At 62.1% G+C, this 26195-nt stretch carries 25 protein-coding genes; 13 read left to right on the plus strand and 12 right to left on the minus strand.

Going from position 1 to position 26195, the window contains the following annotated elements; all coding sequences use genetic code 11:
• Positions 1 to 272: 272 nt before the first annotated feature.
• Both JJJ17_RS01485 and secG read right to left on the minus strand, forming a co-directional pair.
• On the minus strand, positions 273 to 1916 hold the full coding sequence (locus JJJ17_RS01485) for a CTP synthase (RefSeq protein WP_200683270.1): 1644 nt from the start codon (positions 1914 to 1916) through the stop codon (positions 273 to 275).
• A 150-nt stretch (positions 1917 to 2066) separates the two neighbouring features.
• Positions 2067 to 2582 carry a preprotein translocase subunit SecG gene (gene secG, locus JJJ17_RS01490; protein WP_200683271.1) on the minus strand — a complete coding sequence of 172 codons (516 nt, stop codon included), beginning with the start codon at positions 2580 to 2582 and terminating at the stop codon, positions 2067 to 2069.
• A gap of 82 nt (positions 2583 to 2664) precedes the next feature.
• Here secG and JJJ17_RS01495 point away from each other — a divergent pair, with 82 nt between their 5' ends.
• Positions 2665 to 4098, plus strand: a complete 1434-nt coding sequence (locus tag JJJ17_RS01495) for a cobyric acid synthase (protein ID WP_200683272.1) — start codon at positions 2665 to 2667, stop codon at positions 4096 to 4098.
• A gap of 220 nt (positions 4099 to 4318) precedes the next feature.
• A complete protein-coding gene (locus tag JJJ17_RS01500) occupies positions 4319 to 5413 on the plus strand; it encodes a DUF7256 domain-containing protein (RefSeq protein ID WP_200683274.1) in 1095 nt (364 codons plus the stop codon).
• Positions 5414 to 5605: 192 nt separating this feature from the next.
• On the opposite strand, the gene JJJ17_RS01505 is transcribed toward JJJ17_RS01500, so the two are convergent.
• From JJJ17_RS01505 to JJJ17_RS01520, 4 genes are all read right to left on the minus strand, one after another.
• Positions 5606 to 5986, minus strand: coding sequence for a glyoxalase superfamily protein (locus tag JJJ17_RS01505; RefSeq protein ID WP_200683276.1), 381 nt, complete (start codon positions 5984 to 5986; stop codon positions 5606 to 5608).
• Positions 5987 to 6148: 162 nt separating this feature from the next.
• Complete coding sequence (locus JJJ17_RS01510; RefSeq protein ID WP_200683278.1) at positions 6149 to 6802, minus strand: alpha/beta hydrolase; 654 nt, start codon at positions 6800 to 6802, stop codon at positions 6149 to 6151.
• Positions 6799 to 7434, minus strand: coding sequence for a DNA-3-methyladenine glycosylase family protein (locus tag JJJ17_RS01515; protein ID WP_200683280.1), 636 nt, complete (start codon positions 7432 to 7434; stop codon positions 6799 to 6801). Before JJJ17_RS01515 ends, JJJ17_RS01510 begins: the two co-directional genes overlap by 4 nt.
• A complete protein-coding gene (locus JJJ17_RS01520) occupies positions 7427 to 8056 on the minus strand; it encodes a GntR family transcriptional regulator (RefSeq protein WP_200683282.1) in 630 nt (209 codons plus the stop codon). Before JJJ17_RS01520 ends, JJJ17_RS01515 begins: the two co-directional genes overlap by 8 nt.
• A gap of 11 nt (positions 8057 to 8067) precedes the next feature.
• Here JJJ17_RS01520 and JJJ17_RS01525 point away from each other — a divergent pair, with 11 nt between their 5' ends.
• The 4 genes from JJJ17_RS01525 to ilvD all read left to right on the plus strand — a co-directional run bounded on the left by JJJ17_RS01525 (position 8068) and on the right by ilvD (position 12954).
• Positions 8068 to 8820 carry a pyrimidine 5'-nucleotidase gene (locus tag JJJ17_RS01525; protein WP_407673312.1) on the plus strand — a complete coding sequence of 251 codons (753 nt, stop codon included), beginning with the start codon at positions 8068 to 8070 and terminating at the stop codon, positions 8818 to 8820.
• A gap of 250 nt (positions 8821 to 9070) precedes the next feature.
• The gene (locus tag JJJ17_RS01530; RefSeq protein ID WP_200683285.1) at positions 9071 to 10267 is read left to right on the plus strand and encodes a UbiH/UbiF family hydroxylase; all 1197 of its coding nucleotides are present in this window, start codon (positions 9071 to 9073) and stop codon (positions 10265 to 10267) included.
• Between the two features lie 397 nt (positions 10268 to 10664).
• Entirely contained in the window at positions 10665 to 10979 is a 315-nt protein-coding gene (locus tag JJJ17_RS01535; protein WP_200683287.1) for a DMT family transporter, read from the plus strand.
• A 136-nt stretch (positions 10980 to 11115) separates the two neighbouring features.
• On the plus strand, positions 11116 to 12954 hold the full coding sequence (gene ilvD, locus JJJ17_RS01540) for a dihydroxy-acid dehydratase (protein ID WP_200683288.1): 1839 nt from the start codon (positions 11116 to 11118) through the stop codon (positions 12952 to 12954).
• A 44-nt stretch (positions 12955 to 12998) separates the two neighbouring features.
• Here ilvD and JJJ17_RS01545 read toward each other — a convergent pair whose 3' ends face one another.
• Positions 12999 to 13688 (minus strand): hypothetical protein, encoded by a 690-nt coding sequence (locus JJJ17_RS01545; protein WP_200683289.1) that lies wholly within the window; start codon positions 13686 to 13688, stop codon positions 12999 to 13001.
• Between the two features lie 220 nt (positions 13689 to 13908).
• Between JJJ17_RS01545 and JJJ17_RS01550 the strand changes: the two genes are divergently transcribed.
• From JJJ17_RS01550 to JJJ17_RS01570, 5 genes are all read left to right on the plus strand, one after another.
• Positions 13909 to 14760 carry a response regulator gene (locus tag JJJ17_RS01550; protein WP_200683290.1) on the plus strand — a complete coding sequence of 284 codons (852 nt, stop codon included), beginning with the start codon at positions 13909 to 13911 and terminating at the stop codon, positions 14758 to 14760.
• A gap of 99 nt (positions 14761 to 14859) precedes the next feature.
• Positions 14860 to 15918, plus strand: coding sequence for an ABC transporter ATP-binding protein (locus tag JJJ17_RS01555; RefSeq protein WP_200683291.1), 1059 nt, complete (start codon positions 14860 to 14862; stop codon positions 15916 to 15918).
• A 45-nt stretch (positions 15919 to 15963) separates the two neighbouring features.
• Positions 15964 to 17196 carry an ABC transporter substrate-binding protein gene (locus JJJ17_RS01560; protein ID WP_200683292.1) on the plus strand — a complete coding sequence of 411 codons (1233 nt, stop codon included), beginning with the start codon at positions 15964 to 15966 and terminating at the stop codon, positions 17194 to 17196.
• Positions 17197 to 17276: 80 nt separating this feature from the next.
• Positions 17277 to 18188 (plus strand): carbohydrate ABC transporter permease, encoded by a 912-nt coding sequence (locus tag JJJ17_RS01565; protein WP_200683293.1) that lies wholly within the window; start codon positions 17277 to 17279, stop codon positions 18186 to 18188.
• Positions 18189 to 18192: 4 nt separating this feature from the next.
• Positions 18193 to 19023 carry a carbohydrate ABC transporter permease gene (locus JJJ17_RS01570; protein ID WP_200683294.1) on the plus strand — a complete coding sequence of 277 codons (831 nt, stop codon included), beginning with the start codon at positions 18193 to 18195 and terminating at the stop codon, positions 19021 to 19023.
• Between the two features lie 30 nt (positions 19024 to 19053).
• On the opposite strand, the gene JJJ17_RS01575 is transcribed toward JJJ17_RS01570, so the two are convergent.
• The 4 genes from JJJ17_RS01575 to JJJ17_RS01590 all read right to left on the minus strand — a co-directional run bounded on the left by JJJ17_RS01575 (position 19054) and on the right by JJJ17_RS01590 (position 22633).
• Positions 19054 to 19692 carry an AAA family ATPase gene (locus JJJ17_RS01575; RefSeq protein WP_325168744.1) on the minus strand — a complete coding sequence of 213 codons (639 nt, stop codon included), beginning with the start codon at positions 19690 to 19692 and terminating at the stop codon, positions 19054 to 19056.
• Entirely contained in the window at positions 19689 to 20462 is a 774-nt protein-coding gene (locus tag JJJ17_RS01580; protein WP_234463833.1) for an ATP-binding cassette domain-containing protein, read from the minus strand. Before JJJ17_RS01580 ends, JJJ17_RS01575 begins: the two co-directional genes overlap by 4 nt.
• Positions 20459 to 21514: an ABC transporter permease gene (locus JJJ17_RS01585; protein ID WP_200683296.1), complete on the minus strand. Its 1056-nt coding sequence runs from the start codon at positions 21512 to 21514 to the stop codon at positions 20459 to 20461. Before JJJ17_RS01585 ends, JJJ17_RS01580 begins: the two co-directional genes overlap by 4 nt.
• A 90-nt stretch (positions 21515 to 21604) precedes the next feature.
• Positions 21605 to 22633, minus strand: coding sequence for a sugar ABC transporter substrate-binding protein (locus JJJ17_RS01590; protein ID WP_234463834.1), 1029 nt, complete (start codon positions 22631 to 22633; stop codon positions 21605 to 21607).
• Positions 22634 to 22755: 122 nt separating this feature from the next.
• On the opposite strand from JJJ17_RS01590, the gene JJJ17_RS01595 reads away from it, so the two are divergent.
• Positions 22756 to 23874: an ROK family transcriptional regulator gene (locus JJJ17_RS01595; protein ID WP_234463835.1), complete on the plus strand. Its 1119-nt coding sequence runs from the start codon at positions 22756 to 22758 to the stop codon at positions 23872 to 23874.
• 53 nt (positions 23875 to 23927) lie between these two features.
• On the opposite strand, the gene JJJ17_RS01600 is transcribed toward JJJ17_RS01595, so the two are convergent.
• Positions 23928 to 24548 carry a glutathione S-transferase family protein gene (locus JJJ17_RS01600; RefSeq protein WP_200683297.1) on the minus strand — a complete coding sequence of 207 codons (621 nt, stop codon included), beginning with the start codon at positions 24546 to 24548 and terminating at the stop codon, positions 23928 to 23930.
• A 476-nt stretch (positions 24549 to 25024) separates the two neighbouring features.
• Between JJJ17_RS01600 and JJJ17_RS01605 the strand changes: the two genes are divergently transcribed.
• Complete coding sequence (locus JJJ17_RS01605) at positions 25025 to 26191, plus strand: ABC transporter substrate-binding protein (RefSeq protein WP_200683298.1); 1167 nt, start codon at positions 25025 to 25027, stop codon at positions 26189 to 26191.
• The last annotated feature ends 4 nt before the right edge of the window (positions 26192 to 26195 follow it).

Below are 26195 nucleotides of genomic sequence, written 5' to 3' on the forward strand. Positions count from 1 at the left end.
GCTGCCTCAATCAGCACATTGATTTGCTTATTGAGGTGGCGATGGTTTCCAGGACAATTGTCATCGGCAAGGGAATTGGTCGGGCGATTATCACCTAAACAGAATGATCGCCAATACGCCTGAAGGTGCGACGATTCGCATCGTTCAATGACAAGTTTCGGGCAGGGAACGCAAGGAACTGGTCAACGAATGGAAAGAGCGCCTGTCGGGGCGCTCTGTAGAGATCATTCTTATGGATAATATTCTGGACTTCAGAGACTTCTGAAAGACAACTAGACCAGCCGCCCTTCTTCCATCGCCGCCCGCACGAAGCCCGCGAATAGCGGCGCCGGATCGAAGGGTTTTGACTTCAGCTCGGGGTGCGATTGCACGCCAATGAACCACGGGTGATCCGCGTATTCGACTGCTTCCGGCAGCCGGTCATCCGGTGACATCCCCGAGAACGACATGCCCGCATCTTCCAGCTTGCCGCGATAGGACACATCAACCTCGTAGCGGTGACGGTGGCGGTCCTCGATCTCGGTCGCGCCGCCGTAAACGGCAGAGATCTTCGAATCCGGCTTCAGGATCGCCGTATAGGCGCCCAGCCGCATCGTGCCGCCCTTGTCGTCGCTCAGCTTGCGCTGGACGGTGTAATTTCCCTGCACCCATTCCTTGAGGTGATAAACGACCGGAGTGAACCGCGCCGCGCCCGCCTCGTGATCGAATTCCTCGGAACCGGCATCGGGCATGTCGGCCAGATTGCGTGCAGCCTCGATCACCGCCATCTGCATGCCCAGACAGATGCCCAGATAGGGCACGTTCTTTTCGCGGGCATAGCGGGCCGCGGTGACCATCCCCTCGGTCCCGCGCTCGCCAAAGCCACCCGGAACGATAACGCCGTGATAGCCGTCCAGCAGATGCGCGCCTTCGCCTTCCAGCTTTTCGCTATCGACCCAATCGGCCTTGACCCGCACCCGGTTGGCCATGCCGCCATGGGTCAGCGCCTCGGCGATGGATTTATAGGCATCCTCAAGCTGGGTGTATTTGCCGACGATGGCGACCCTGACCTCGCCCTCGGCATTGGTCAGGCGGTCCATCACGTCTTCCCATTTCGACAGGTCAGGACGCGGGGCAGGGCTGATCTGGAAGGCATCCAGCACGGCGCGGTCCAGACCGGCGCGGTGATAGGCCAGGGGGGCTTCATAGATCGATTTCAGATCATAGGCCGGAATGACCGCATCAGGGCGGACATTGCAGAACAGCGCAATCTTGGCGCGTTCCTTTTCCGGGATCGGATGTTCGCTGCGGCAGACCAGCACATCCGGGGCAAGGCCAATGGATTGCAGCTCTTTGACGCTGTGCTGCGTCGGCTTGGTCTTCAACTCTCCCGAGGCCGACAGATAGGGCAGCAGCGTCAGGTGCATCAGGATGCAATCGCCGCGCGGGCGTTCATGGGTGAACTGGCGAATCGCCTCGAAGAAGGGCAGGCCCTCGATATCGCCGACGGTGCCGCCGATCTCGCACAGCATGAAATCGACCTCTTCATCGCCGATCGACAGGAAGTCTTTGATCTCATTGGTGACGTGCGGAATGACCTGAATGGTCTTGCCCAGATATTCGCCGCGCCGTTCCTTCTCCAGCACGTTCGAATAGATCCGCCCCGAGGACACGCTGTCCGTCCTGCGCGCCGAAACGCCGGTGAAACGCTCGTAATGGCCAAGGTCCAGATCGGTCTCGGCCCCGTCATCGGTGACGAAAACCTCGCCATGCTCAAAGGGGCTCATCGTGCCCGGATCGACGTTCAGATAGGGGTCCAGCTTGCGCAGCCTGACGGTATAGCCCCGAGCCTGCAGCAAGGCGCCCAGTGCCGCCGAAGCCAGCCCTTTGCCAAGACTGGAAACCACGCCGCCGGTGATGAAAATGTATCGCGCCATGAGGCCCCCGTGATGTCCAAATATTCGATATTCTGCGGGCCAGATAAGCCAGCATCACGGGACTCAATGCATATACCATTCGGCCCGTGGCCGCAATGGACCGCAAGTTGATGTGGGGCAGATTTATTCTGCCCCTAGCTGTTGTGTGACTTAATTCGCTGGTGCGGGCGGGGTCGATGCATCCGCAGGCGCTTCTGCCGGGGCAGTCTCAGCCGCAGCCGGTGCTTCTGCGGCAGGCGGGCTCACCGCTTCCGCGGCCGGCGCCTCGGTCGTCGCCGCAGGCTCGCTGGCTGCCGGAGCGGCCGCGCCCGGCGTCGGCGGGGTCAGCGGATCACCGCTGGTCGTCGGCGGCGGAGTATAGGTCGGCAGGCTCGGCGTGGTCGATTCCTGACGGCTGGCCGGAACGCCCAACTGATCCATGATCGAGCTGGTCGAAACCTGACGCGCCGCAATGATCGTCAGCGCGATCGAGGTGCAGAAAATGGCGATGCCGAAAATCCAGGTCAGCCGGGTCAGCGCATTGGCCGCCTGACGGCCCGTCATGACGCCATTGCCGCCACCACCGCCGCCCATGCCCAGACCACCACCTTCCGAGCGTTGCAGCAGAACCACCCCGGTCAGCAGGACTGCAAGAATCAGATGGACGGTCAGGACGACGTTTTCCACGGCATTCGGCCTTTCATTTGCGGACGCGCCTATCTAGTCACCGAAGCGAGTGATGGCAAGCAGAGTGTCCGCAAAGGCAAACATGGCTGCATTGATGATACAGGGCACGGGCTCGAATGTCGGGAAATCGCTGCTGGTGGCGGGGCTGTGCCGCGCGGCGTGGCGTCGCGGCCTGTCGGTCGCACCGTTCAAGCCGCAGAATATGTCGAACAATGCAGCCGTGACCGTCGATGGCGGCGAAATCGGTCGCGCGCAGGCATTGCAGGCCCGCGCCTCTGGTCTGCAACCGTTGACCGACATGAATCCGGTGCTGCTGAAGCCCGAAACCGATACCGGCGCGCAGGTCATTCTGCACGGCCAGCCCATCGCCCGGGCCGAGGCGCGCGACTATGCCGCCCTGCGCCCGCGACTGTTGCAGGGCGTGCTGGACAGTTTCGCCCGCCTGTCCGCCGCACATGATCTTGTGATCGTGGAAGGCGCCGGCAGCCCGGCAGAGATCAACCTGCGCCCGCGCGACATCGCCAATATGGGCTTTGCCACGGCAGCGGGCGTGCCGGTCATTCTGGCTGGCGACATCGATCGCGGCGGCGTCATCGCCCAGATCGTCGGCACGCAGGCGGTGCTGGACCCCGCCGATGCCGCGATGATCCGGGGCTTCCTCATCAACAAGTTCCGAGGCGACCTTTCGCTTTTCGAGGATGGCTATCGCATGATCGCCGACCGCACCGGCTGGCCCGGCTTCGGCGTCTTGCCGTGGTTCCCCGATGCGCACCGCCTGCCAGCCGAGGATGCTGTGGATCTGCGCGCCTCACGCGGCACCGGCCTGCATATCGTCTGCCTGACCCTGTCGCGCATCGCCAATTTCGACGACCTCGACCCGCTGGCGGCTGAGCCGGGCGTGAAACTGACCATGCTCGGCCCCGGTCGCCCGATCCCTGCCGATGCCGATCTTGTGGTGATCCCCGGCACTAAATCGACGCTGGGCGATCTGGCGTTCCTGCGCGCGCAAGGCTGGGACATCGACCTTGCCGCCCATATCCGGCGCGGCGGCCATGTGCTGGGCCTCTGCGGCGGCTATCAGATGCTGGGCGGCAGCATCCACGACCCGCAGGGCAGCGACGGCACGCCGGGGCAGGTGAAGGCGCTTGGCCATCTGAACATCGAAACCCACATGGCCACCGAAAAGCGCCTCGAACAGATCACCGGCAGGGCACTGGACCAACCCGTTTCCGGCTATGAGATCCATATCGGGCGCAGCACCGGCCCCGACTGCAACCGCCCCTTCGCCCATATCCCGCATCCCGATGGCGCGATCAGCCCGGATGGCCGGATCATGGGAACCTATCTGCACGGGCTCTTTTCGAATGACAGCTTCCGGGCCGCCTTCCTCGCCCGTCTCGGCACTACCTCGCAGCCGGGATACGAGGCGGGCATAGACCAGACACTCGACGCCCTCGCCCAGCACCTCGAAACCCATCTGGACATCGACGCCCTGCTGGCACTGGCCCAAACCTAACCAGTCGCCCCGACATATTTCCCACCCATATCGCGCCCGGATCTTGCCGGGCGGACGGAGGTCGAGAGCCTTGCCACCGTCGGGCCATCCCCTATCCTCGCCTCATTCAAACGGCATGGTTCATAGAATGAAGCTATTTCAGACCTTATCCACATTCGGGCGACGCCTTTTCCTGAAGGCAGGCGGAGCCGCTCTTTTATCGACCTCAGGCGGGATCAGCATGGCCGCCCCCAAAATTGGCAGCCCGCTTGAACAGGCGCTTGCTGCCTTGCGCCCCGGAATGCCCGTTCAGCGCGTGGCCGAGGCGATGGGCGATCTTTGGGTTCCTCCTGCGCCGCATAAGGGCGGCGAGATCGACCTTCTTGAAAACAGCCATGGCGTCGTGATCCGTCTCGACCGCGACGATGTGATCGGAGCGATCACCTATAACTGGCGCTTCACGGGTGCCCCGGTGGCAGGGTTCCAGATGGGAATGACGCTGGCCAAGGCCCGCACCGCCGACCCGGGTCTTCAGATTGGTGAGGATCAACCGATGATGCGCGGCGTCCGCTTTGGCCATCGGCAGCTTCCTGATGGCGCCTACCTGAATGTCAAGTTCACGCTGGAAAAGGTGAATGAGATTACGATCCGGAATCGAACGGCCGAATACCGCGAGCCCTTCGCGCCGCCCTATCCGGCACCATCGGGTGAACCGGGGGCGCCCTTTGCGGATGTGAATTTCAAGCTTGTGGTGCTGTCATCGCTGCTTGATGCGAAGGCGCTTGACCTCGGTACACCCGAACAACTGGCACAGCATGTCCTTGGTCGCCCGGTCGATCTGGAGGATGAGGGCTATGATTTGATCCCAGAAGTCCTCGACTATCTCGCCCGCTATCCGCTGGATGCCGCACTGCTGGCGCAATGCCGAGAAATCGTCTTCGATGGCGGCAACGAGATCTATACTTTTCCCTACTATTTCTGGAGCGGAGAGGATGAATCTTTCGATGTCACCTCTCTGACCGGCATCGAACATTGCACCAACCTGACAAGCACTCACGCGATCTCGATGATAGAGATGGTGGACATCAAGGATGTGACCGGCCTGCCTCGACTGGAGCGGCTCTCGATCAGCGTTGATCATGGCAATCTCAATGCGCTCCGAGACATCCCCAGCCTGAAATCGTTTCGCCTTCTCGATACGGACGCCTACCGCGACGCGATGACACCGGGACATCCGACCCGAACCCTGCTGGATGAGTTGAAGCGGCGCGGGGTCAAGATTTACGTCAGCCCGACGACTTGGCCCGGCGCGGCCCGCCCAATACCTTTCGAGTGATCGGGGTTCCGCGCCGTTGCACGCGGCGCGGCTCTCTCTCATCGGAATGCAGCGGCCTAACCGGACGATCCTTTCGGCCCTTGATGTCCCGAAAGCACCCCAACCAAGGCACATTCGCCGGGCTTCTTCTTTATCCAAATATCCCGGGGGTCCGGGGGCAGCGCCCCCGGCATGTTGCAGAAACGAACCGACCTACCGAAGCCTTTGCCCGACATCGATCCGGTTGCCGTCGGGATCTTCAAAGACAAAGGCCCGCAGCCCATAATCCTTGTCCTGCAACCCCTTCACGATCCGCAATCCGGCGTGCTGGCAGATCGCATGAAACCGATCCACATCGCCGACCATCATATGCGCGATATTGAAAGGAGCGGCCTTGTATCCGGGCTGCAATGTCAGGTGCAGTTCCGCGTCGTCCTGAGACAGGATCATGAAACCGACCGGATCGCCGTTCTGGAAAACCTTCCTGAATCCCAGAACGCCGCACCAGAAAGTCTCGGCCTTCTGCATGTCCTTGACTGGCAGCATGGCCGCGATGCGGCCAAAGCCCACAGCATTATTCGCGATATTCTCCATCGCATCACCTCCGTCCCAAGAAGTGGCCTGAACCTGCGAAACGGTGTTCGCAGCATTCGCCGCTTCTGGATGTTGCACATCGGGACGGTGCCCGCCGGTGAAGATTATCCGCTTTGACAGGACCGCGCCATCCCCCTCAGAAAAGGCGCGTTGCCTTTCGGATCACTTGCCCAGACGCTCTTTCAGGAAGCTCAGCGCCACGCCCAGCCCGTCGGGCGAGATACCGTGGCCGGTGTCTTTCATCACATGACCATAGACGGTGAAACCCGCGTCCTGCAGCGCCTGACCGGCAAGGCCCATTTCTTCGAACGGCACCATCGGATCCTGATCGCCATGGATCAGCAGGACCGGCGGCTTTACCTTCAACTCGGCTTCCAGCAGTTCAGGCGCCAGCAGGCGGCCCGAGAAGCCGACGATGCCTGCGATTTCCTCGGACCGGCGCGGCAGCACATGCAGCGCCATCATCGTGCCCTGAGAAAAGCCGATCACGATCAGCCGGTCGGGGGTGATCCCCTCATCCGCCAGAACCTTGTCCAGAAACGCATCGATCAGCGGGATCGAGCGGGCCATCCCGGCCTTCGCCTGTTCCTCAGTCGAGCCGTCCAGCCACGGGATCGGAAACCACTGATAGCCCATCGGGTTGTTGACGCTGCGCTCGGGCGCGTCGGGGGCGTAGAAGGCGGTGTTCGGCAGATGCTGGCCCAGCGGATCGGCCAGACCCAGCAGATCGGCACCGTCGGCACCATAGCCGTGCAGGAAGACCACGGCGGCGTCGGCATCGGCGGGTCCCTTGCGGGCGGATTTCAGTTCCGTCATCGGATTCCCTCTTTCCCTTTGGCCTGCCGGTAATAGGCCCACAGCCCCCGCGCCGCAACCGAACGCCATGGGCTCCACGGCAGGGCCAGTTCGCGCAATTGAGCCGGATTGGGGCGTTCGGGCAGGTCATACATGATCCGGGCCGCCTCTTGCAGCGCCAGATCGCCCGCCGCGAAGACATCGGCGCGGCCGAGGGCGAATTTCAGGTAAATCTCGGCTGTCCAAAGGCCGATGCCCGGCAGAGCAACCAATTCCGCTATGGCCTTGTCGTCAGGCAGAAGGTGCAGCGCATCCCAATCCAGCCCTGCCGTGGCGATACCGCGCAGATACTTGACCTTTGGCCGGGAAAGGCCGACGGCGCGCAACTCCTCGTCACTTGCCGCTGCGATGGCTTCGGGGGTCAGAAGTCCCGCCGCCTCCATCCGCGCCCAGATCGAGCCTGCCGCCGCAATCGAGATCTGCTGGCCGACGATTGCATTCGCCATGGTCCGAAAGCCCGCCTCACTGCGCCGCAGCGGCAGGGGGTCAAGCTGGGGCAGCACGCGCGCCCAGACCGGACATATACGGGCCAGATGCGCCGCGCCTTCGAGGATGTCTTCGGGCGTCTCGATGATGCGGCCGGTATCAGCCACGATCTGCCTTCGCTTCCAGCTTCAGCCGGGTTTCCCAAGCCATCGAGATATGCTGCCGCAGCGCCTGATCCGCCGCATTGCCGTCGCCCGAGGCGATGGCATCGACGATCTTTTTGTGCTCGGCCAGCGCGGTTTCGCTGCGGCCTTCGGCGGCAAGCGAGGTCTTGGCCATCAGCGCCATGGTCCGGTGGACCAGATCAAGCTGCTGGACCAGATAGCGGTTATGCGAGGCCAGATGGATCTGGTGGTGGAAGCGTTTGTTGGCGCGGGCCAAAGCTTCAGGATTGCCGATGCATTTCTGATCGTCGGTTAGCATCTGCGCCAGCACCCGCACCTCTTCCGGGGTGGCATGGCGGGCGGCGAGGCGGGCGGCGAGGCCCTCAAGCTCGGCGCGGACCACGTAAAGTTCGGCCAACTGGTTGTGATCCAGCGAGGCGACGATCAGGCTGCGGCCGTCGCGGACCAGCATTTGCTGGGTTTCCAGACGTTGCAACGCCTCGCGGACGGGGGTGCGCGAGACGCCGAAGCGGTCGGCGAGTTCGGATTCCACCAGCCTGTCGCCGGGGCGATAGGTGCCGGATTCAATCGCGGCGAGGATCAGGGAATAGGCATCTTCCTTCATGGCGCACAGGTTTGGCAGATGCGCGGGCGATTGCAAGCGCGGGCGCGCCGGATTATGACTTTTACATGGATTTCAAGCATGTCGATGTCTGGATCTTCGATCTGGACAATACGCTTTACCCGCCCGAGATGGCGCTGTTTCCGCAGATCGAAGAGCGTATGACCGCCTATGTCATGCGTCTTCTGGAGGTGGATGCGAAAGCTGCCGACCGATTGCGGCGGGATTACTGGTCGCGGCACGGGACCACGCTGGCCGGTCTGATGGCCGAGCATGGCATTGATCCGATTGAGTTTTTGGACGAGGTGCATGATATCGACTTCACCCCGATCCTGCCCGCGCCGGAACTTGCTGCGGCCATTGCCGCGCTGCCGGGGCGGAAGATCATCCATACGAATGCCGATGCGGCCTATGCGGTGAAGGTGCTGCGGGCGCGCGGGATGGGGCTGGTCGATGACCGGGTGCCCGCGCCCTTGTTCGAGGCGATTTATGGGATCGGCGAGACGGAATATTGCCCGAAGCCACAGCGGGCGGCCTTTGAGACGGTGATCTCCTGCGCCGGGTTAGACCCTGAAAAGGCTGCATTTTTCGAAGATGATCCGCGCAATCTGCGGGTTCCGCATGAGATGGGGATGAGGACGGTGCTGGTCGGGCCGGGGCGGGACGGGCCCGAGCCTTTGGGGGCATCTGCGCCGGGTTATGTCGATCATCACGTCCATGACCTTACTGGATTCCTGTTGGAGATTTATGCGTCGTTGAAGCAATAAACAGCGGCTGCGCAACGGGGCGGGCGTTGCTTTCGGTATTTTTGCAACGAAGAAATCCCGGTCTGGGCGCCGGGGTGAAATTGTCAGCAAATGCTGGGAATTCGGCGGCACAGGGCGTCCACCGCGCATGCACCGGATGTGCACAGGCTGTACACAGCTTGCGAACGGTGGTGTTGCCTGCGGCGCAGTGGCCTCTGGTCTGTGGCGGTGGATGCGGTCATGATCCGGGCGAAGTAAACGGAAGGTCGCGATGACAGAACCGATCGAAGATATCGACATCCTGATCTCGGGCGGCGGGGTTGCCGGATTGATCGCGGCTGCGGCTTTCGGGGCCGAAGGATTTTCGACCCTTTGCGTCGATCCGGCGCCGCCGGTGACGGAAGAAGGCGCCGAGGGGGCGGATCTGCGCAGCACCGCCTTTCTGGCGCCCTCGGTCGAGCTTCTGGAGCGGATCGGTTTGTGGCAGCGGTTGTCGCCCTATGCCACGCCCTTGCAGGTGATGCGGATCGTCGATGCGGGCGGGGCCGAGCCGGTGGCGCGGCTGTCGCGTGAATTCGATGCGGCAGAGATCGGCGATCAGCCCTTCGGGTGGAACCTGCCGAACTGGTTGCTGCGGCGCGAGATTTCGCAGCGGCTGAAGGAGTTGCAGACGGTCCGGTTTCAGCCGGGCATTGCCACGACCGCCGTTATCACCCGCAGCGAAGGCGCGCTGGTCAGTCTGTCCGACGGGCGGCGGTTGCGGGCAAAACTGCTGATCGGGGCGGATGGCCGCGATTCGCCAGTGCGGCAGGCGGCGGGGATCGGGGTGCGGACCTTTCGCTATGGTCAGAAGGCGTTGGCCTTTGCCGTCACTCATGGCGTGCCGCATGGAAATGTCTCGACCGAGATCCACCGCTCGGGCGGGCCATTCACGCTGGTGCCGCTGCCGGATCGCGAGGGCAGGCACAGCTCTGCCGTGGTCTGGATGGAAAGCGGGCGCGAAGTGGCGCGGCTGGCCGCGTTGCCGCCTGATGCGTTTGAACAGGAGCTGAATGCCCGGTCTGCCGGGGTGTTGGGGCATCTGCGGCAGGCGACGCGGCTGACGCAATGGCCGATCATCAGCCAGATCGCCGACAGGTTCAGCGCGCCGCATGTGGCGCTGATCGCCGAGGCGGCGCATGTATTGCCGCCGATTGGCGCGCAGGGGCTGAACATGAGCCTGGCCGATCTTGGGGCGCTGCTTGATCTGTCGCGGGACGATCCGGGTAGCGAGGCGAGCCTTGCCGAATATAACCGCGGGCGGCGGCCCGATGCCTATGCGCGGCTGCTGGGGATCGATGCGCTGAACCGGGCCAGTCAGGCCTCGCTGCGTCCTTTGCGGGATCTGCGGGCGGCGGCTTTGGGCGGGCTTTACGGGATCGCGCCGGTCCGGCGGCTGATGATGCGGGCGGGGTTGGGGCTGCGATAGGGCGGTGTGGGTCGGCAGAGGTCCGAATGGAAAATGTCCGGGGGACATTTTCTCGGACCGATTGCCCGAAGGTGCAAGCCGTAGGGCAAGGGGCGTGCCACCAGAGCCGACATCTGCAATCCGGTCGCGCCTGACTGGGCTGGCGCGGTAACGCGCCTGCCAAAGGGCAGGCAGGCGCGGCCGGATTTGCCGCGGGACAAATCCGGCGAAGAAATGGCGACCACATCGCGTTGTCGGCAAGAAGCAGATGGTTGCCATTTTGCCGCCATGCAGGTCGGTTTGATCCCGCCGCCTTGTTGTGTGGAAAAGCTGGCCCTATCTCTTGCCCACAGAGGACGACCTCCCCGATATGGGTAGATTGGCCGGGACGACCCGGTTCGCATCAAGAGGTCTCACAATGCCCTGGATTCTTCTGTTACTCGCCGGTTTGCTGGAAATCGTCTGGGCCACCGCGATGAAACAATCGCATGGCTTCACCCGGATCATGCCGACAGGCGTGATGGTGATCGGGATGATCGGCTCTTTCTGGCTGCTGGCGCTGGCGATGCGCAGCCTGCCGCTGGGCACCTCTTACATGATCTGGACCGGGATCGGCGCAATCGGCGCCTTTCTGGTCGGCGTTTTCATGTTCGGCGAGGCGGCCAATATCGGGCGGATCATCGCTGCCGGTCTGATCGTATCCGGCATGGTGGTGATGAAACTGACCTCCTGAGCCACCATATCATTCGGGTCATGCAAGAATTGCATGGCCCTTGCGACATAAAACACCCCTCAAACGGTGTCGCAGGCAATTTCCTTCCACAGCTATCGGTGCTAGAACGCCCGGCAGCCAAAGGAGTCGAGCCACCATGCCAGCCTATCGTTCCCGAACCACCACCCACGGTCGTAACATGGCCGGAGCCCGCGGCCTGTGGCGCGCGACCGGTGTGAAGGACAGCGATTTCGGCAAGCCGATCATTGCCATCGTGAACAGCTTCACCCAGTTCGTGCCCGGCCATGTCCATCTGAAGGATCTGGGCCAGCTTGTCGCACGCGAGGTAGAGGCGGCAGGCGGGATCGCCAAGGAATTCAACACCATCGCCGTCGATGACGGCATTGCGATGGGCCATGACGGGATGCTGTATTCGCTGCCCTCGCGTGAGGTGATCGCGGATAGCGTCGAATACATGGTCAACGCGCATTGCGCCGATGCGATGGTCTGCATCTCGAACTGCGACAAGATCACGCCGGGCATGTTGATGGCCTCGTTGCGGCTGAACATCCCGGTGGTCTTCGTGTCGGGCGGCCCGATGGAGGCTGGCAAGGTCGTGCTGGAAAACGGCAAGGTGAAGGCGCTGGATCTGGTGGACGCCATGGTTGCCGCTGCCGATGATACCGTGTCCGATGCCGATGTGCAGGCGATCGAACGCTCGGCCTGTCCGACCTGCGGGTCGTGTTCGGGCATGTTTACCGCCAATTCGATGAACTGTCTGACCGAGGCGCTTGGCCTTGCGCTGCCCGGCAATGGCTCGACCCTGGCCACGCATGCAGACCGCAAGCGGCTGTTTGTCGAGGCTGGGCATCTGGTCGTCGATCTGGCCCGGCGCTATTACGAGAACGACGATGCCAGCGTGCTGCCCCGCTCGATTGCCAGCTTTGCGGCGTTCGAGAATGCGATGACGCTGGATATCGCGATGGGCGGGTCGACGAATACCGTGCTGCATCTGTTGGCGGCTGCCTATGAAGGTCAGATCGACTTCACGATGTCCGATATCGACCGGCTGTCGCGCAAGGTTCCGGTGCTGTGTAAGGTCGCCCCGGCCAAAAACGATGTCCACATGGAAGACGTTCACCGCGCCGGTGGCATCATGGCCATTCTGGGCGAATTGGACCGGGCCGGGTTGCTGCACACCGATGTCGGCAATGTTCATTCCGGCACCTTGGGCGAGGCGCTGAACCGCTGGGATGTGATCCGCACCGATGCGGCCTCGGTCCATGACTTCTACCGTGCCGCGCCGGGTGGGGTTCCGACGCAGACGGCTTTCTCGCAGGAGCGTCGCTATGATGCTGTTGATCTGGACCGCGAAACGGGCGTGATCCGTAATGCCGAACATGCCTTCTCGAAGGATGGCGGGCTGGCGGTGCTGTATGGCAATCTGGCCGAGGATGGCTGCATCGTGAAAACGGCGGGGGTCGATGATTCGATCCTGAAATTCGAAGGACCGGCGCATATCTTTGAAAGCCAGGACGATTCCGTGTCGGCGATCCTGACCGGCAAGGTCAAGGCGGGTGAGGTCGTGCTGATCCGTTACGAAGGTCCGCGCGGCGGACCGGGGATGCAGGAGATGCTGTATCCGACCAGTTATCTGAAGTCGAAGGGCCTTGGGAAGGAATGCGCGCTGGTGACGGATGGCCGCTTCTCGGGCGGCTCGTCGGGGCTGTCGATCGGCCATGTCTCGCCCGAGGCGGCAGAGGGCGGCACGATTGGTCTGGTCGAACAGGGCGATCTGATCCGCATCGACATCCCGAACCGGGTGATCCATCTGGAGGTCGATGACGCAACCCTTGCCGCCCGTCGCGAAAAGCGCGAGGCAGAGGGCTGGAAACCCGCGAAGCCGCGTCAGAGAAAGATCACCACGGCTTTGCGCGCCTATGCCGCAATGACCACCAGCGCGGCGCGCGGCGCGGTGCGGGTGGTGCCGGAGTAAAAAGAACGGGTGGCGGGCAAGACCCTGCCGCCCATTCATCGCCTTTACATCGGCGGCGGGCAGGTGACGTGGAAAGACGCCTGTATGGCTGCGGCGTCGTCGTCCGGTTTGATCCCGTAAAGGCTTACCCTGCAATTCTCGGCGATCTCGGCGGCGCTGCCCACGTCAAGCGCGTTTGCTCCTGCAAGGACGCCGCTATCGCCTGTTGTGGTATTGATCCAGCGAACCTCGATCCGTCTGGGCGAGGCACCAAGGACGGTGAAGATGATGTCGTCGTTTCCGATCACGCGGATTTCGTCGGTTTTGATCGCAAAGCGCTGCTGATGACCTGCGCGGACGAAGGGTGCGGGAACAACGTCGCTGCCTTCGATGACGACTTCGGATTCCGGCACGCCGGGGCTGGCTTTGCCCGCTGCCAGAGCCTCAAGCGATTTCACGACACATTCCGTATGCAGGCGCAGCGCTTCGTTGCGACCGCTTTCGGTCTCGAAGCCGTCAAGGACCGCCTGTAAGCGGCCAAGTTCGATCATTTCGGTCGAGCCAGCCACTTCACCGCTGGCGATACGGCGCAGCAGCGCTGCCTCGACATCGCCCTCGATCTCGATGGACCGCATGCCGGCGCAGTTCGCCCCCACATAGATGAAGGCGTCTCGTTCGACCGACTGGGCGGATGCTGGTGCTGTGGAAGGAAGGGAAAGGCTGATCGTCGCAAGCAAGGCAGGGAAATGTCTCATCGCGTCACCACGCTGTCAAAAGGTCCACGAGCTAAAATTCACAATTCCGGTGCCAGCAGGCTAATATCAAACCGATCAGTTTGGCTAGCAATAATGTTGCGCGAAGGGTGCAATCCCGGTGACAGAACTGGGACATGGCGCAGGCGCGGGTTGCGACCGGCGGGCGGTGCGGGCACATTCTTGGAAGTGGGCGAACAGAGGCAGGGACGGGGCAGAATTGATGGATGGCAAGACCAGGATCGCGGGCGCTGAGAATGGCGGCGATCTGGCCGGTCTGTTGCAGGCAGAGCTTGGGCCCTATCGCGACGGCAGCCGAATCTCACTGGACGGTCCGGGGGTGGCATTGGACGACCGCGCCTTTTCGGCCGTGGCGCTGGTGCTGCATGAACTGGCGACGAATGCGGCGAAATATGGGGCGCTGTCGCAGCCTTCGGGTGAGTTGCGGGTGACATGGTCGCTGGATCAGGCGGGGAATTGCTGCATCCGCTGGGCGGAAAGCGGTGTGGCGGGGGTTGCGCCGCCGTCGCGGAGTGGCTTTGGCTCTTCCCTGATCGAGCGGGCGGTGTCGTTCGATCTGAACGGTTCCAGCAATGTGAGCTTCACCGCTGACGGGGTGGTCGCAGAGTTTACCGTGCCCGATCAATTCGTGCGTGCCAGCACGGGGGTCCAGCCCGTTGCGGAGGCCGCCAAGGATAATGTTGCCGAGGACAGCGCGGTTGACACGCTTGAGGGTCGACGGGTGCTGCTGGTCGAGGACCAGATCCTGATTGCAATGGCGCTTGAGGCCGAGTTGCAGGATTTCGGATTGGTGGTCAGCGGTGTTGCGGCGACTGTGGTGCGGGCGCTTGAGTTGATCGCCAGCGACCCACCGGATCTGGCTGTTCTGGATGTGAACCTGAATGGCGAGACCGCGATTCCCGTGGCCGAGGCGTTGCAGGCGCGGGGCATCCATTTCGTCTTCGCGACCGGCCATGGCGCGGATGTGGAATTGCCTGACGGGTTCGGCTCGGTTCCGGTTGTCAGCAAGCCCTATCAGATCGAGGATATCTTGCGCGCGCTGCGCAAGGCCTGAACGTCGCGGCAACTGGTCGCCGATGCGGGTGGGACTTGGCGTCAGGCTGGGCTATCGTCCAGCGTTCAAAGTCACGCGGTCTTTGCCGCCGGGGGGATCATGGGCGCCGTCGCGTTCCGCAAGCTGAGCAAAGCCTATGGTCAGGCACCGATCGTGCAGGCGATCGATCTGGATATTGCGGATGGCGAATTCGTGGTGCTGGTCGGGCCGTCGGGCAGCGGCAAGTCAACGATCCTGCGGATGCTGGCCGGGCTGGAAAGCGTCACCGGGGGCGAAGTCCTTATCGGGGGGCAGGTGGTCAATCACCTGCAACCGCGTCAGCGCGACATTGCCATGGTGTTTCAGGATTACGCGCTCTACCCGCATAAAAGCGTCCGCGAAAATCTGGGTTTCAGCCTGAAGGTCCGCGGCGTTGACCGGGCCGAGGCGGAGCGGCGCATCGGTGAGGCGGCAGAGATGCTGGGTATCGGGCATCTGCTGGACCGTCGCCCGGCCGAATTGTCGGGTGGTCAGCGTCAGCGCGTCGCCATGGGCCGCGCCATCGTCCGCCGTCCGCAGGTTTTTCTGTTCGATGAGCCTCTGTCCAATCTGGACGCCAAACTGCGCGGACAGGTGCGGACCGAGATCAAGAAGCTGCATCAGATGCTTGGCACCACGATCCTTTATGTCACCCATGATCAGGTCGAGGCGATGACCCTGGCCGACCGCATCGTGATCCTGCGCGGCGGCGTGATCGAGCAGGTCGGAACGCCGGATCAGGTTTACGGCAATCCGGCCAATGTCTTCGTGGGCGGCTTCATCGGCGCACCCGCGATGAATTTCCTGCGCTGTTCCGTTCGGGATGGTGTGGTGGACTATGCAGGACAGGTGCTGCTGACGGGCAGGGACGATCTGCCGGATCAGGTTCTTCTGGGCCTGCGCCCCGAGCATCTGGCCGCCGGGCGCGGTCAGGGGATCGACCTTTCCGGCGTGGTGCAGGTGGTCGAGCCTCTGGGCGCGGATACGTTGGTCCATGTCGATCTGGGCGGCGCGTTGGTGACGGCGCGTCTTGATCCGGCATTGCGCCCGCAGCCCGGCTCACGCATTGACCTGACCGCCGCATTCGCCAATATCCGCCTGTTCGATGGTCGAACCGAACGCGCTTTGCCTTGCCCCTGAAAGTCGGGATAACCTGACCAGACCCTGTTCCACCCGGAGGAGAAGATGAGAAACATGTCACTCGCCGCGCTGGCTGCCGCCGGCACGATGGCCTTGCCCGTCATGGCATCGGCGGAGACTGCCTTGCGCATCTTCATCTCAAGCCAGCATCAGCCGGATATCTGGCGCGAAGTTCTGGACCGCTATCAAGAGGCTCATCCCGATGTGACCGTCGAGATCGAGACTGGCGGCAACACGTCAGAGGCGCAGGCGCAATATCTGAACACGCTGATGTCGGCCGAGGATTCGTCCCTGGATGTGATGATCCTTGATGTGGTCCGCCCGGCGCAATATGCGGCGGCGGGCTGGACGCGGCCTGTCGAGGGCGTCGATATGGCGACCTATCTGCCTGCCTATGCCGAGGCGAATACCGTGGGCGGCGATGTGGTGGCGCTGCCGGCCTTTGCCGATGCGATGTTCCTTTATTACCGGACCGATCTTCTGGAAAAGCATGGCGTTGCCGTGCCGGAGACATGGCAGGAATTGCGCGCTGCCGCGCAGAAGATTCTTGCCGCTGAAGGCGATGCCGATCTGCAGGGGCTGTCCTTTCAGGGCAAGGCGATCGAGGGGGCGGTCTGCACCTTCCTGTTGCCGCTCTGGAGCCTTGGCGGGCAGGTGGTCGAGGATGGTGAGTTCGAGATGGACGACACCACCGCACTGGCCTCGATGGAATTGTGGAAGGGTTTCGCCGATGACGGCACCGCCAAGCCCAACATTTCCGAAGTGGCGACCGACGACACGCGGCGCGAATTTCAGGCGGGCGATGTCGTTTTCGCGGTGAACTGGTCCTATGCATGGGCGCAGGCGCAGGGCGAGGAATCCGAGGTTGCGGGCAAGGTGGGCGTTGCCCGGTTGCCTGCGATGGAGGGGGGCGAGCAGGTCTCTTGTCTGGGTGGCTGGGAATGGGGCGTGTCGGCTTTTACCGAACATCCTGACGAGGCCGAGGCTTTGGTGAAATATCTCTCCAGCCCCGAGGTCGCCAAGCATATGGCGGTGAACGGCGCGCTGCTGCCTGCCTTCCCCGAGCTTTACGACGATGCAGAGGTGCTGGAGGCGGCGCCATGGTTCGCGGATGCGAAAGAGGTGGTCGAAACGGCGCGCCCGCGTCCGGTGACACCGCGCTATGCCGAGGTCAGTGAGGTGATCCGCACGACGCTGAACGCGGTGCTGGCCGGGGTCACCACGCCCGAGGACGGCGTGACCGAGATCGAGGCGCGGCTGCGGCGCGTGCTGCGGTAGTGGTGTGTGTGGGTGGCGGGTCGGTGCGTGCGGAGCACGCACCCTACGGCGCTGATGGTGCAAGCGTAGGGCGGGGCTGAATGGCAACGCCTCGCCCCTCCTCCCGGCTGCGGCTCTATTGGCTGACCGATCCGTCGGATCGCGGGCTGGCGGTGATGCTGCTGACACCGCTGGTCCTGTTGGTCGGGCTTGTCGTCGTCTATCCCGTGGCCCGACTGTTCAGGACCAGCCTTTACAATCATGCGCTGACCTCGGGGATGCCGCCGGAATTCGTGGGGTTCGAGAATTTCCTGCTGATCGCGGAAGACCCGGTTTTCTGGCGGGTGCTGGGCAGTACGGCGATCATCACCGCTGTCACCGTGCCCGGCGCGCTGCTGATGGGGCTGGCGATGGCGCTGATGGCGAACCTGCCGTTCCGGCGGAAATGGCCGGTGCGGCTGTCATTGCTGATCCCTTGGGCGCTGCCGCTGGCCTTTGCCGGTCTGATCTTTGCGTGGTTCTTTCATTCGGAATACGGGGTGGTGAACGATCTGCTGCGGCGCTTCGGCCTACAGCCGGTGATCTGGTTCAACTCTCCCTTCTGGTCGATGGCTGCGGTTTGCCTGACGATCATCTGGAAAACTTCGTCCTTCATGGCGCTGATCCTGCTGGCCGGGCTGCAGACCATCCCGCGCTCGCTTTACGAGGCGGCGGATGTGGACGGGGCAGGGCGCTGGCGGCAGTTTCGCGAAATCACGCTGCCGCTTCTGCGTCCGGCCATTGTCGTGGCGCTGATTTTTCGGACCATTACCGCGCTGCAGACCTTCGACATTCCCTATACGATGACGCAGGGCGGGCCGGGCGATGCGACTGCGACGCTGGCCATGTATATCCACGAAAACACCATCTCGTTTCTTGATCTGGGTTATGGCTCGGCCTTAGCGGTGGTTATGTTTCTGCTGTCGATGCTGATGACGGCGGCCTATCTGCGCATGATCCGGGCGAGGGGTTGAGGCGGTGGGCAGCATTCTGCAGGGCAAGGCATTGCGGTTGATCGTGGCAGGGGTGCTGCTGATCAACGGGTTGTTTCCGGCTTTATGGATCCTTCTCACATCACTGAAATCCGAGCAGGAATTGACCCAGAAGCCGATCACATGGCTGCCTGAATCGCCAAATATGGAAAATTATTTCACTGCATTCACAGATCAGCCACTACATCTGTTCCTGTTCAACAGCTTCATGGTGGCGCTGTTGTCCACGCTGCTGACGCTGTTCGTTTCGGTCCTTGCCGCCTATGCCATCGCGCGGCTGAACCTGCGGCATCGCGGGCTGATCCTGTCGGCGATCATCGCCGTGTCCACCTTTCCGCTGGTAACGCTGCTGGTGCCGCTGTTCGAGGTGATGCGCGGGCTATCGCTGCTCAACACATGGACCGCGCTGGTCCTGCCCTATACGGTCCTGAGCCTGCCGGTCTGCACCCTGATCCTCGTCTCGTTCTTCGAGGGCATCCCCCGCGATCTGGAGAATGCCGCGATGATCGACGGCTGCACCCGGATCGGTGCGCTGTTCCGCGTGGTGGTGCCGCTCTCTGCGCCGGGGGTGTTCACGGCGGGGATACTGGCCTTCGTCAATGCGTGGGACGAGTTTCTGCTGGCGCTGTCCTTCAACTCGAACCCGGCGCTGCGGACGCTGCCGGTCGGCATTCAGATGTATCAGGGTGAGTTCACCTTCCCTTGGCCGGTGATCTCGGCGGCGCTGATCGTGGGGATCGTGCCGGTTGCCATTCTGATCGTGCTGTTTCAGGAGCGGGTCGTTTCAGGCCTCACGACAGGCGGCGTGAAGGGCTGACAGCGCCAACGTCGCCACCTTTTACGGGTCTCAGATCGTCGCCTCGATCACGATGTCGGCTTCCATCGACTGCACGATCACCCTGTGGGCATTGGCAAGGTCGTTCTCAAGATGCGCCCTGATCGCCTCGGGCTTCTTACCGAAGCCCTGCCATCTTTCGGTCAGGCGGCGTTGCAGCTCGGTCTCTGGCACATCGAGGCAGATGGTCAGATCGTAATGAATTTCATTCCAGGGATGCAGATCGAGCAGCAGATAGTTGCCTTCAATGACCACGATGCGCTGATCCGCCGAGACCACCCCCGACCCGGCAATCGCGATTTCGCGCGAACGGTCGAAGATCGGGTAGATCACTTCGCGGTCGGGCTGGGCAAGGCGCGCGACCAGCGCGGCAAAGCCATCGGCGTCGAATGTTTCGACGGCACCTTTGCGCGCCAGAAGGCCGCGCTCGGCCAGCAACAGGTCGTCCAGATGAAAACCATCCATCGGCACCAAAGCAGCGCCGGGAAGGCGCTTGACCAGTTCCGCTGCGAGCGTCGATTTGCCGGAACCCGGCGCGCCCGCAACGGCAACAAGAACGCGCTTGCCGGTCAACCCGGCAATGCGCTGCAGCAACGCCTGCCCGAACGTGCCGTCAAGCCAGTCCTGAACAGGCGAAGCCGTTTCGATCACGCAGCCAGCCCTCCGGGCACACGAGCGCCGGTCATGTAGGCGACCGCGTCGGACATCGTATGCTCTTTCGGGTTGATGACGCAAAGACGGCGACCAAGGCGGTGGATGTGAATCCGGTCCGCGACTTCGAACACATGCGGCATGTTGTGCGAGATCAGCACGATAGGAATGCCACGCGAACGCACGTCAAGGATCAGGTCCAGCACCCGGCGGCTTTCCTTGACGCCAAGCGCCGCGGTCGGTTCGTCGAGGATGATCACCCGGCTGCCAAAGGCCGCCGCGCGCGCCACCGCAACACCCTGCCGTTGGCCGCCCGAAAGCGTTTCGACCGGCTGGTCGATGTTCTGGATGGTCATCAGGCCAAGCTCGGTCAGCTTTTCGCGGGCAAAACGGTCCATGGCCGGTTTGTCCAGCATCCCGAAGACCTTGCCCATGATGTTCTTGCGGCGCAGTTCGCGCCCCATGAACATGTTGTCCGAGATGGACAGCGCGGGCGACAAGGCGAGCGTCTGGTAAACGGTCTCGATCCCCGACTGACGCGCCTCCAGCGGCGAGGCGAACTGGATCGGCTTGCCGTCGAGGCGGATTTCACCCTCATCAGGTTGCACCGCGCCGGAGATCGCCTTGATCAGGCTGGACTTACCAGCGCCGTTATCGCCGATCACAGCCAGAATTTCGCCCGGATAGAGATCGAAATCTGCACTGTCCAGTGCGGTCACGCGGCCATAGCGCTTGACCAGTTTGCGGGCACTCAGAAGCGGTTCGGTCATGACGAAATCTTTCTGATCCATTGGTCGATGGCGACGGCGACGATAATCAGCCAGCCGGTTGCGAAAAGCTGCCACAGGACATCAACACCAGCCAGACGAAGGCCCGAGTTGAAGACACCCACGATCAGCGCTCCGATCAGCGGTCCCAGGATCGAGCCGCGACCGCCGAAGAGCGAGATGCCCCCGATGACAACTGCGGTGATCGATTCAAGGTTGGATTCGAAGAACGAGGTCGGGCTGACCGAACCGACGCGGCCGATCGAGGACCATGCGGCCAAGGCGCAGATCACACCAGCGACGACGTAAACCGACATCAGCACACGCTTGGTCTGGATGCCTGCGAGGGCGGCGGCTTCCGGGTCGTCTCCGACTGCGTAAACACGCCGCCCCCATGCCGTCTTGTAAAGCGCATACCAAAGCACCGCAAACACAGCGAGCATCAGCACAACGCCCCACGTAAGCACCGCGCCACCAATCGTAAAACGCTCACCAAACAATTTTAGCAGCGGAGCTTCGGCATTCAGGGTCTGGCTGCGAATGGTTTCGCGACCAGAAAGGAAATAATTCAAGGCGAGGAAGATATTCCATGTGCCGAGCGTCGTGATGAACGGCGGAAGCTTCAGTCGCGTTACCAGAAAGCCGTTCAGACCGCCGGTCAGGGCGCCGCAGAACAGGCCGATCATGATCGCGATCGGAACCGGCACGCCGAAGTCAATCGACAGCTTGCCCATGATCACAGAGATCATCACCATGACTGCGCCGACAGACAAGTCGATCCCGGCGGTCAGAACCACCAGTGATTGAGCTGCTGCCAAGGTGCCGACAATCGCAACCTGCTGCATGATCAGCGACAGGTTGAAGGCCGAGAAGAAATTCGGCGAAATCAGACCGAAGATGATCAGTGACAGAATAAGAACGATAACCGGAACCATTGTCGGATATCGATGCAGGAAATGTTGCAGGCGATCGATCGGGCCGTGCCGATGATGCTCGAACCGGGCCAGTTGCTCGGTCACATTGCGCTCGACCACGGGGTCGGGACTGTCGGACATGAAGGTCTCCCTGGAGTAGAGGCGGCGCGACGGGGCTGTAGGGCCGCCGCGCCGGTCTTGCATATAGGAAATGAAGATACGGTTAAGCGCTTAACCCCAGCAGCGATCTTTGCCTTCTTCGATGCTGATCGATTCAACGCCTTCGACGGGTTCGCCGGTCACCAGATTGACGCCGGTATTGACGAAATCCAGACCTTCGCTGTTTTCCGGCTTCGAGCCGTCTTTCGCGAAAGCGGAGATCGCTTCGATGCCTTTCGAGGCCATTTCCAGCGGGTATTGCTGCGAAGTAGCACCGATCACGCCTGCTTCGACGTTTGCGACGCCGGGGCAGCCGCCATCGACCGAAACGATCAGGACGCCGTCGGCTTTACCGAAGGAATCCAGCGCCTCATAGGCGCCTGCAGCGGCGGGCTCGTTGATGGTATAAACAACGTTGATGTCGGGGTCGCGCTGCAGCAGCGCTTCCATGGCGCTCTGGCCGCCTTCTTCGTTGCCCGAGGTGGTCTCGTGGCCGATAACGCGAGCATCGTCTTCGTCGCCGATGACGTTCTCGTCCTTCACATCAACTCCGAAACCTTCCAGGAAACCCTGGTCGCGCAGCACGTCAACCGACGGCGCGCTTGGCGTCAGATCCAGCATGGCGATCTTGGCGTTCGCGGCTTCGTCACCCAGCTTGCCCGCAGCCCAGGCGCCGATCAGGCGGCCAGCTTCGCGGTTGTCGGTGGCGAAGGTCGCATCTGCCGCGTCGATCGGGTCCAGCGGCGTGTCCAGCGCGATCACCAGAATGCCGGCATCGCGGGCCTGGCTGACCGAATCAACGATGGCCTTGGTGTCAGACGCGGTGATCAGGATGCCTTTGACGCCAGCCGCGATGCAGCTTTCGACAGCCTGTTGCTGGGTTTCGTGGTCGCCATCCACCTTGCCGGCGAAGGTCATCAGCTCGATGCCCAGTTCCTCAGCCTTGGCCGTCGCGCCTTCCTTCATCTTGACGAAGAACGGGTTGATGTCGGTTTTGGTGATCAGGCACGCCTTGACCGTGTCTTGTGCCTGTGCAGCACCAGCGGCCAGCGCCAGAGCCGAAGCAGCCAAAGACAGGCGGATTGCAGTCTTCATAGTCATTAGGAACACTCCTCCCAGATACACGGACCTCCAACAGCCCGCTTCCTTTCCTCACAAGGCCAAATAGATAATGACTTGTCAATAAGTCAATCGTATTGATTAATATCCGTGAAGGGGGAGGAATGATGAAACAAGACTGTACCAACCTGCGCGAACTCAGCCGGAATGAGCGTCTGGTCCTGTCGTTGATCCGTCGCCACGGACCACTTGCGCGTGCAGCGCTGGCACAGCGGACGGGGCTATCGGCGCAGGCGATTACCAATCTTACTAGAAAATTGATTTCAGACGGTTTTCTTGACTCGGGCAAGGTCGTCAGAGGCAAGGTAGGACAGCCCTCGACGCCCCTGGATCTGGCCCCTGACGGGGCCTGGTTTCTGGGGCTGAAACTCGGCCGCAGGTTGATCGAATTGGCACTGGTGGACTTCGCCGGATCGGTCCGAATTCACCGTCAGGAATTGTGTCGATTCCCCCATCCGGACCATGTGGCAACCTTTGCACGTCAAGGCGCTGAAGCAATCATGACAACGATGTCATCGGAATCGCGGTCGCGAATCAGTGGAATGGGCATAGCGGCGCCTTTCCGCCTATGGGACTGGGGCGTCGAGATGGGCGACTGGCGCGAGCGTGATCTGCGGGCCGAGCTGGCCGCGGATTTTCCGTTCCCGGTTTTTCTTGAAAACGACGCCTCGACCGCTTGTGCGGCTGAACTGGTCTTCGGGCGGAGTGTGCTTCCTGAAGATTTTCTGCATTTTTATATCGCCCATTTCGCGGGGGGCGGGATCGTTCTTGACGGAAAGCTGCGGCTTGGTCCGAACAGGAACGCAGGTGCATTAGGCTCGATGCCGATTGCCAATTCGGGACAGCTTCTGGAGGTGGCCTCCATTGCGACACTGGAAAGCCGCATCGAAACCGCGTTGCCGCGCGATTTTTCCGGCTGGATGCCGCCCCCGCCCGAGATCGAGGCGGAATGGGCGCGAGATGCCGGGCGGTCGCTGGCCTTTGCGGCAATGTCTGCCGTCGCGCTGCTGGATCTGTCGATGGTGGTGATCGATGGCGCGGTGCCGCCCGCGACGCGCGCTCTGCTTGTCGAAGAGACGCGGCGGGCGATCAGCGAAATGCCCGCGGCAGGCATCGACCGTCCCGAAGTGGTCGAAGGCACTTTGGGCAACAGCGCACGCACCCTTGGTGCCGCCGCGCTGCCGCTGTCGCATTTCTTCCTGCCGGATGGAAAGCTAAGCTGATCCGTCCCGCTGCACCGCTGCCATGGGGCGCGGTGCGGCGGAGTTGGATCGATTTACTTGCCGGATTCGCGGGCAAGCACGGTCTGAACCGACTGATCTGCGGCAAGGCGGTCATGAAGCGCCTGCACGTTCGGGTAGTCGGCAAGGCCGCCCGGCAGCAGTTTGATCGCCCAGCGAATCATCGGGAAGGCATAGGCATCGATGACAGAGCGCCCGCCGTCCAGAATCCATTCCCGCCCTTCCAGATGCGTGTTCAGCACCTTCAATTGCTTCTGGACCAGCTTCTGACCAGCCTCGGCCACGGCCTTCTTGGCCTCGTCGCTTTCATCGGTCGTGTAGCGGTAGGGCATGAAGATCGGCCAGAAGGCGGCATGAAGATCGCTGGTGAAGAAGGCGGACCAGCGATGGGCCTCGGCCTTCTCGCGCAGGCTGTCGCCGCCGCTTAGCCCTGCCTCGGGATGCTTATGCGCCAGATAGTCCAGAATCGCGCCTGCCTGCGTCAGCAACCAGCCGTCATCTTCGCGAAGGGTCGGCACGGCACCAGCCGGATTGACGGCCAGCAGCTCTTTCGAGCCATAGTTGACCTTCACCGATTCATAGGGCGCGCCGATCCATTCCAGCACGATATGCGGGGCAAGCGAGCACGCGCCGACGGCGTAATACAGGGTGGTCATGTTCTTCCTCCTCAACATGGTGGCCATGTCAGCGATGGGCTTCGCGGACAAAACAGGCGAATGACGATTAGTCTGCGAGAAGCGATCGATTGGCAAGGGATGGGCGGGGCCAGCAAGTCGTTGCCGTGATGCCCAAGGCGTGGCTGGGCATCCCCGAGGACGAGGTGTCTTGCTGTCCCGAGATCGGGGCATTTCAGCGCACATATTCCCTATTGCTATCAGCAAGGGAAAATCGTGACCGCAAAAATCTGGCTGATTATGAACGACGGCGAACCAAAATGTTTGGGTTTTGCAGAGAAAATACAGGGTTGAAGGACATCACGGGATCGTGGCGGGTTGTGATGGCAAGGTATATCCTATTGGTTATGAATGCGCGAAGTGTTTTCATTTTCTGTTTTGGCCCGGCTTTGCGATAGTCAATGGGCAGTATTCGGGCTGCCTGACGGCTTCGCCCGTCTCCAAGGGAGGAACTTCGTATGAGAAAATTGCTGCAGGCGACTGCTGCGATCGCGCTGATGGCGACTGCCGCCGGTGCGGATACCATCAAGGTCGGGGTCGTCGGCCCCTTCTCTGGCTCTGCCGCGCTGCAGGGTCGCAACTTTCAGGCCGGGATCGAGGCGTGGTTCGCACTGAACGGCAAGACCGTCGGCGATCATGAGATCGAGATCATCTATCGCGATCTGCCCGCCGCCGATCCGGCACAATCCGCCGCCCTGACGCAGGAACTGGTCGTGGGCGAAGGCGTGCAATATCTGGCCGGTTACTACTACACCCCCGACGCCATGGCCGCCGCCCCGATTCTGGAAGAGGCGAATGTGCCGATGGTGGTCTTCAACGCCGCCACTTCGGCCATCGTCAATGCAAGCCCCTATGTCGTTCGGACCTCGTTCACGACCTGGCAGACCTCGACCCCGATGGCGGCTGTCGCGCGCGAGCGTGGCATCAACAAGATCATCACCGTGGTCAGCGATTACGGTCCCGGCACCGACTCGGAAACCGCGTTCATCAAGGCTTTCACCGATCAGGGTGGCGAGATCGTGCAGTCGATCCGCATGCCGATGAGCACCACCGATTTCAGCCCGATCATGCAGCGCATCAAGGATTCGGGCGCAGAGGCCGTCTTCGCCTTCCTTCCCGCCGGTCCGCAGACGCTGGGCTTCATGCAAAGCTATGTCGAGAACGGCCTGAAAGAATCGGGCGTGGCGCTGCTGGCGCCGGGCGATCTGACGCAGGAATCCGATCTGGGCGCGCTTGGCCCGAATGCCGAGGGGATGCTGACCACCTTCCACTACGCGGTCAGCCACGATTCGCCCGAGAACAAGGCCTTCGTCGAAGCCGCGACCGGTTGGTTGGGCAACGCGAATGAGCTGAGCTTCCCCGCTGTCGGTGCCTTCGACGGCATGCATGTCATCGCCCATATGATCGAGGCGACGGGCGGCGAACAGGATGCAGCCGCCGCCGTGGAATCGGTCAAGGGTCTGGAATGGGTCAGCCCGCGCGGCCCGGTCTCGATCAATCCCGAGAACCGTCACATCACGCAGAACATCTATCTTCGCGAAGTAGCGAAGGAAGGTGAAAGCTGGATCAACAAGGAGATCCAGACATTCGAGAATCAGGGCGATCCCGGGTGGGTCGCACCCTGATCCC

Origin of the sequence: Paracoccus caeni (assembly GCF_016629665.1) — a bacterium.
In the GTDB taxonomy this organism is placed as follows: Bacteria; Pseudomonadota; Alphaproteobacteria; order Rhodobacterales; family Rhodobacteraceae; genus Paracoccus; species Paracoccus caeni.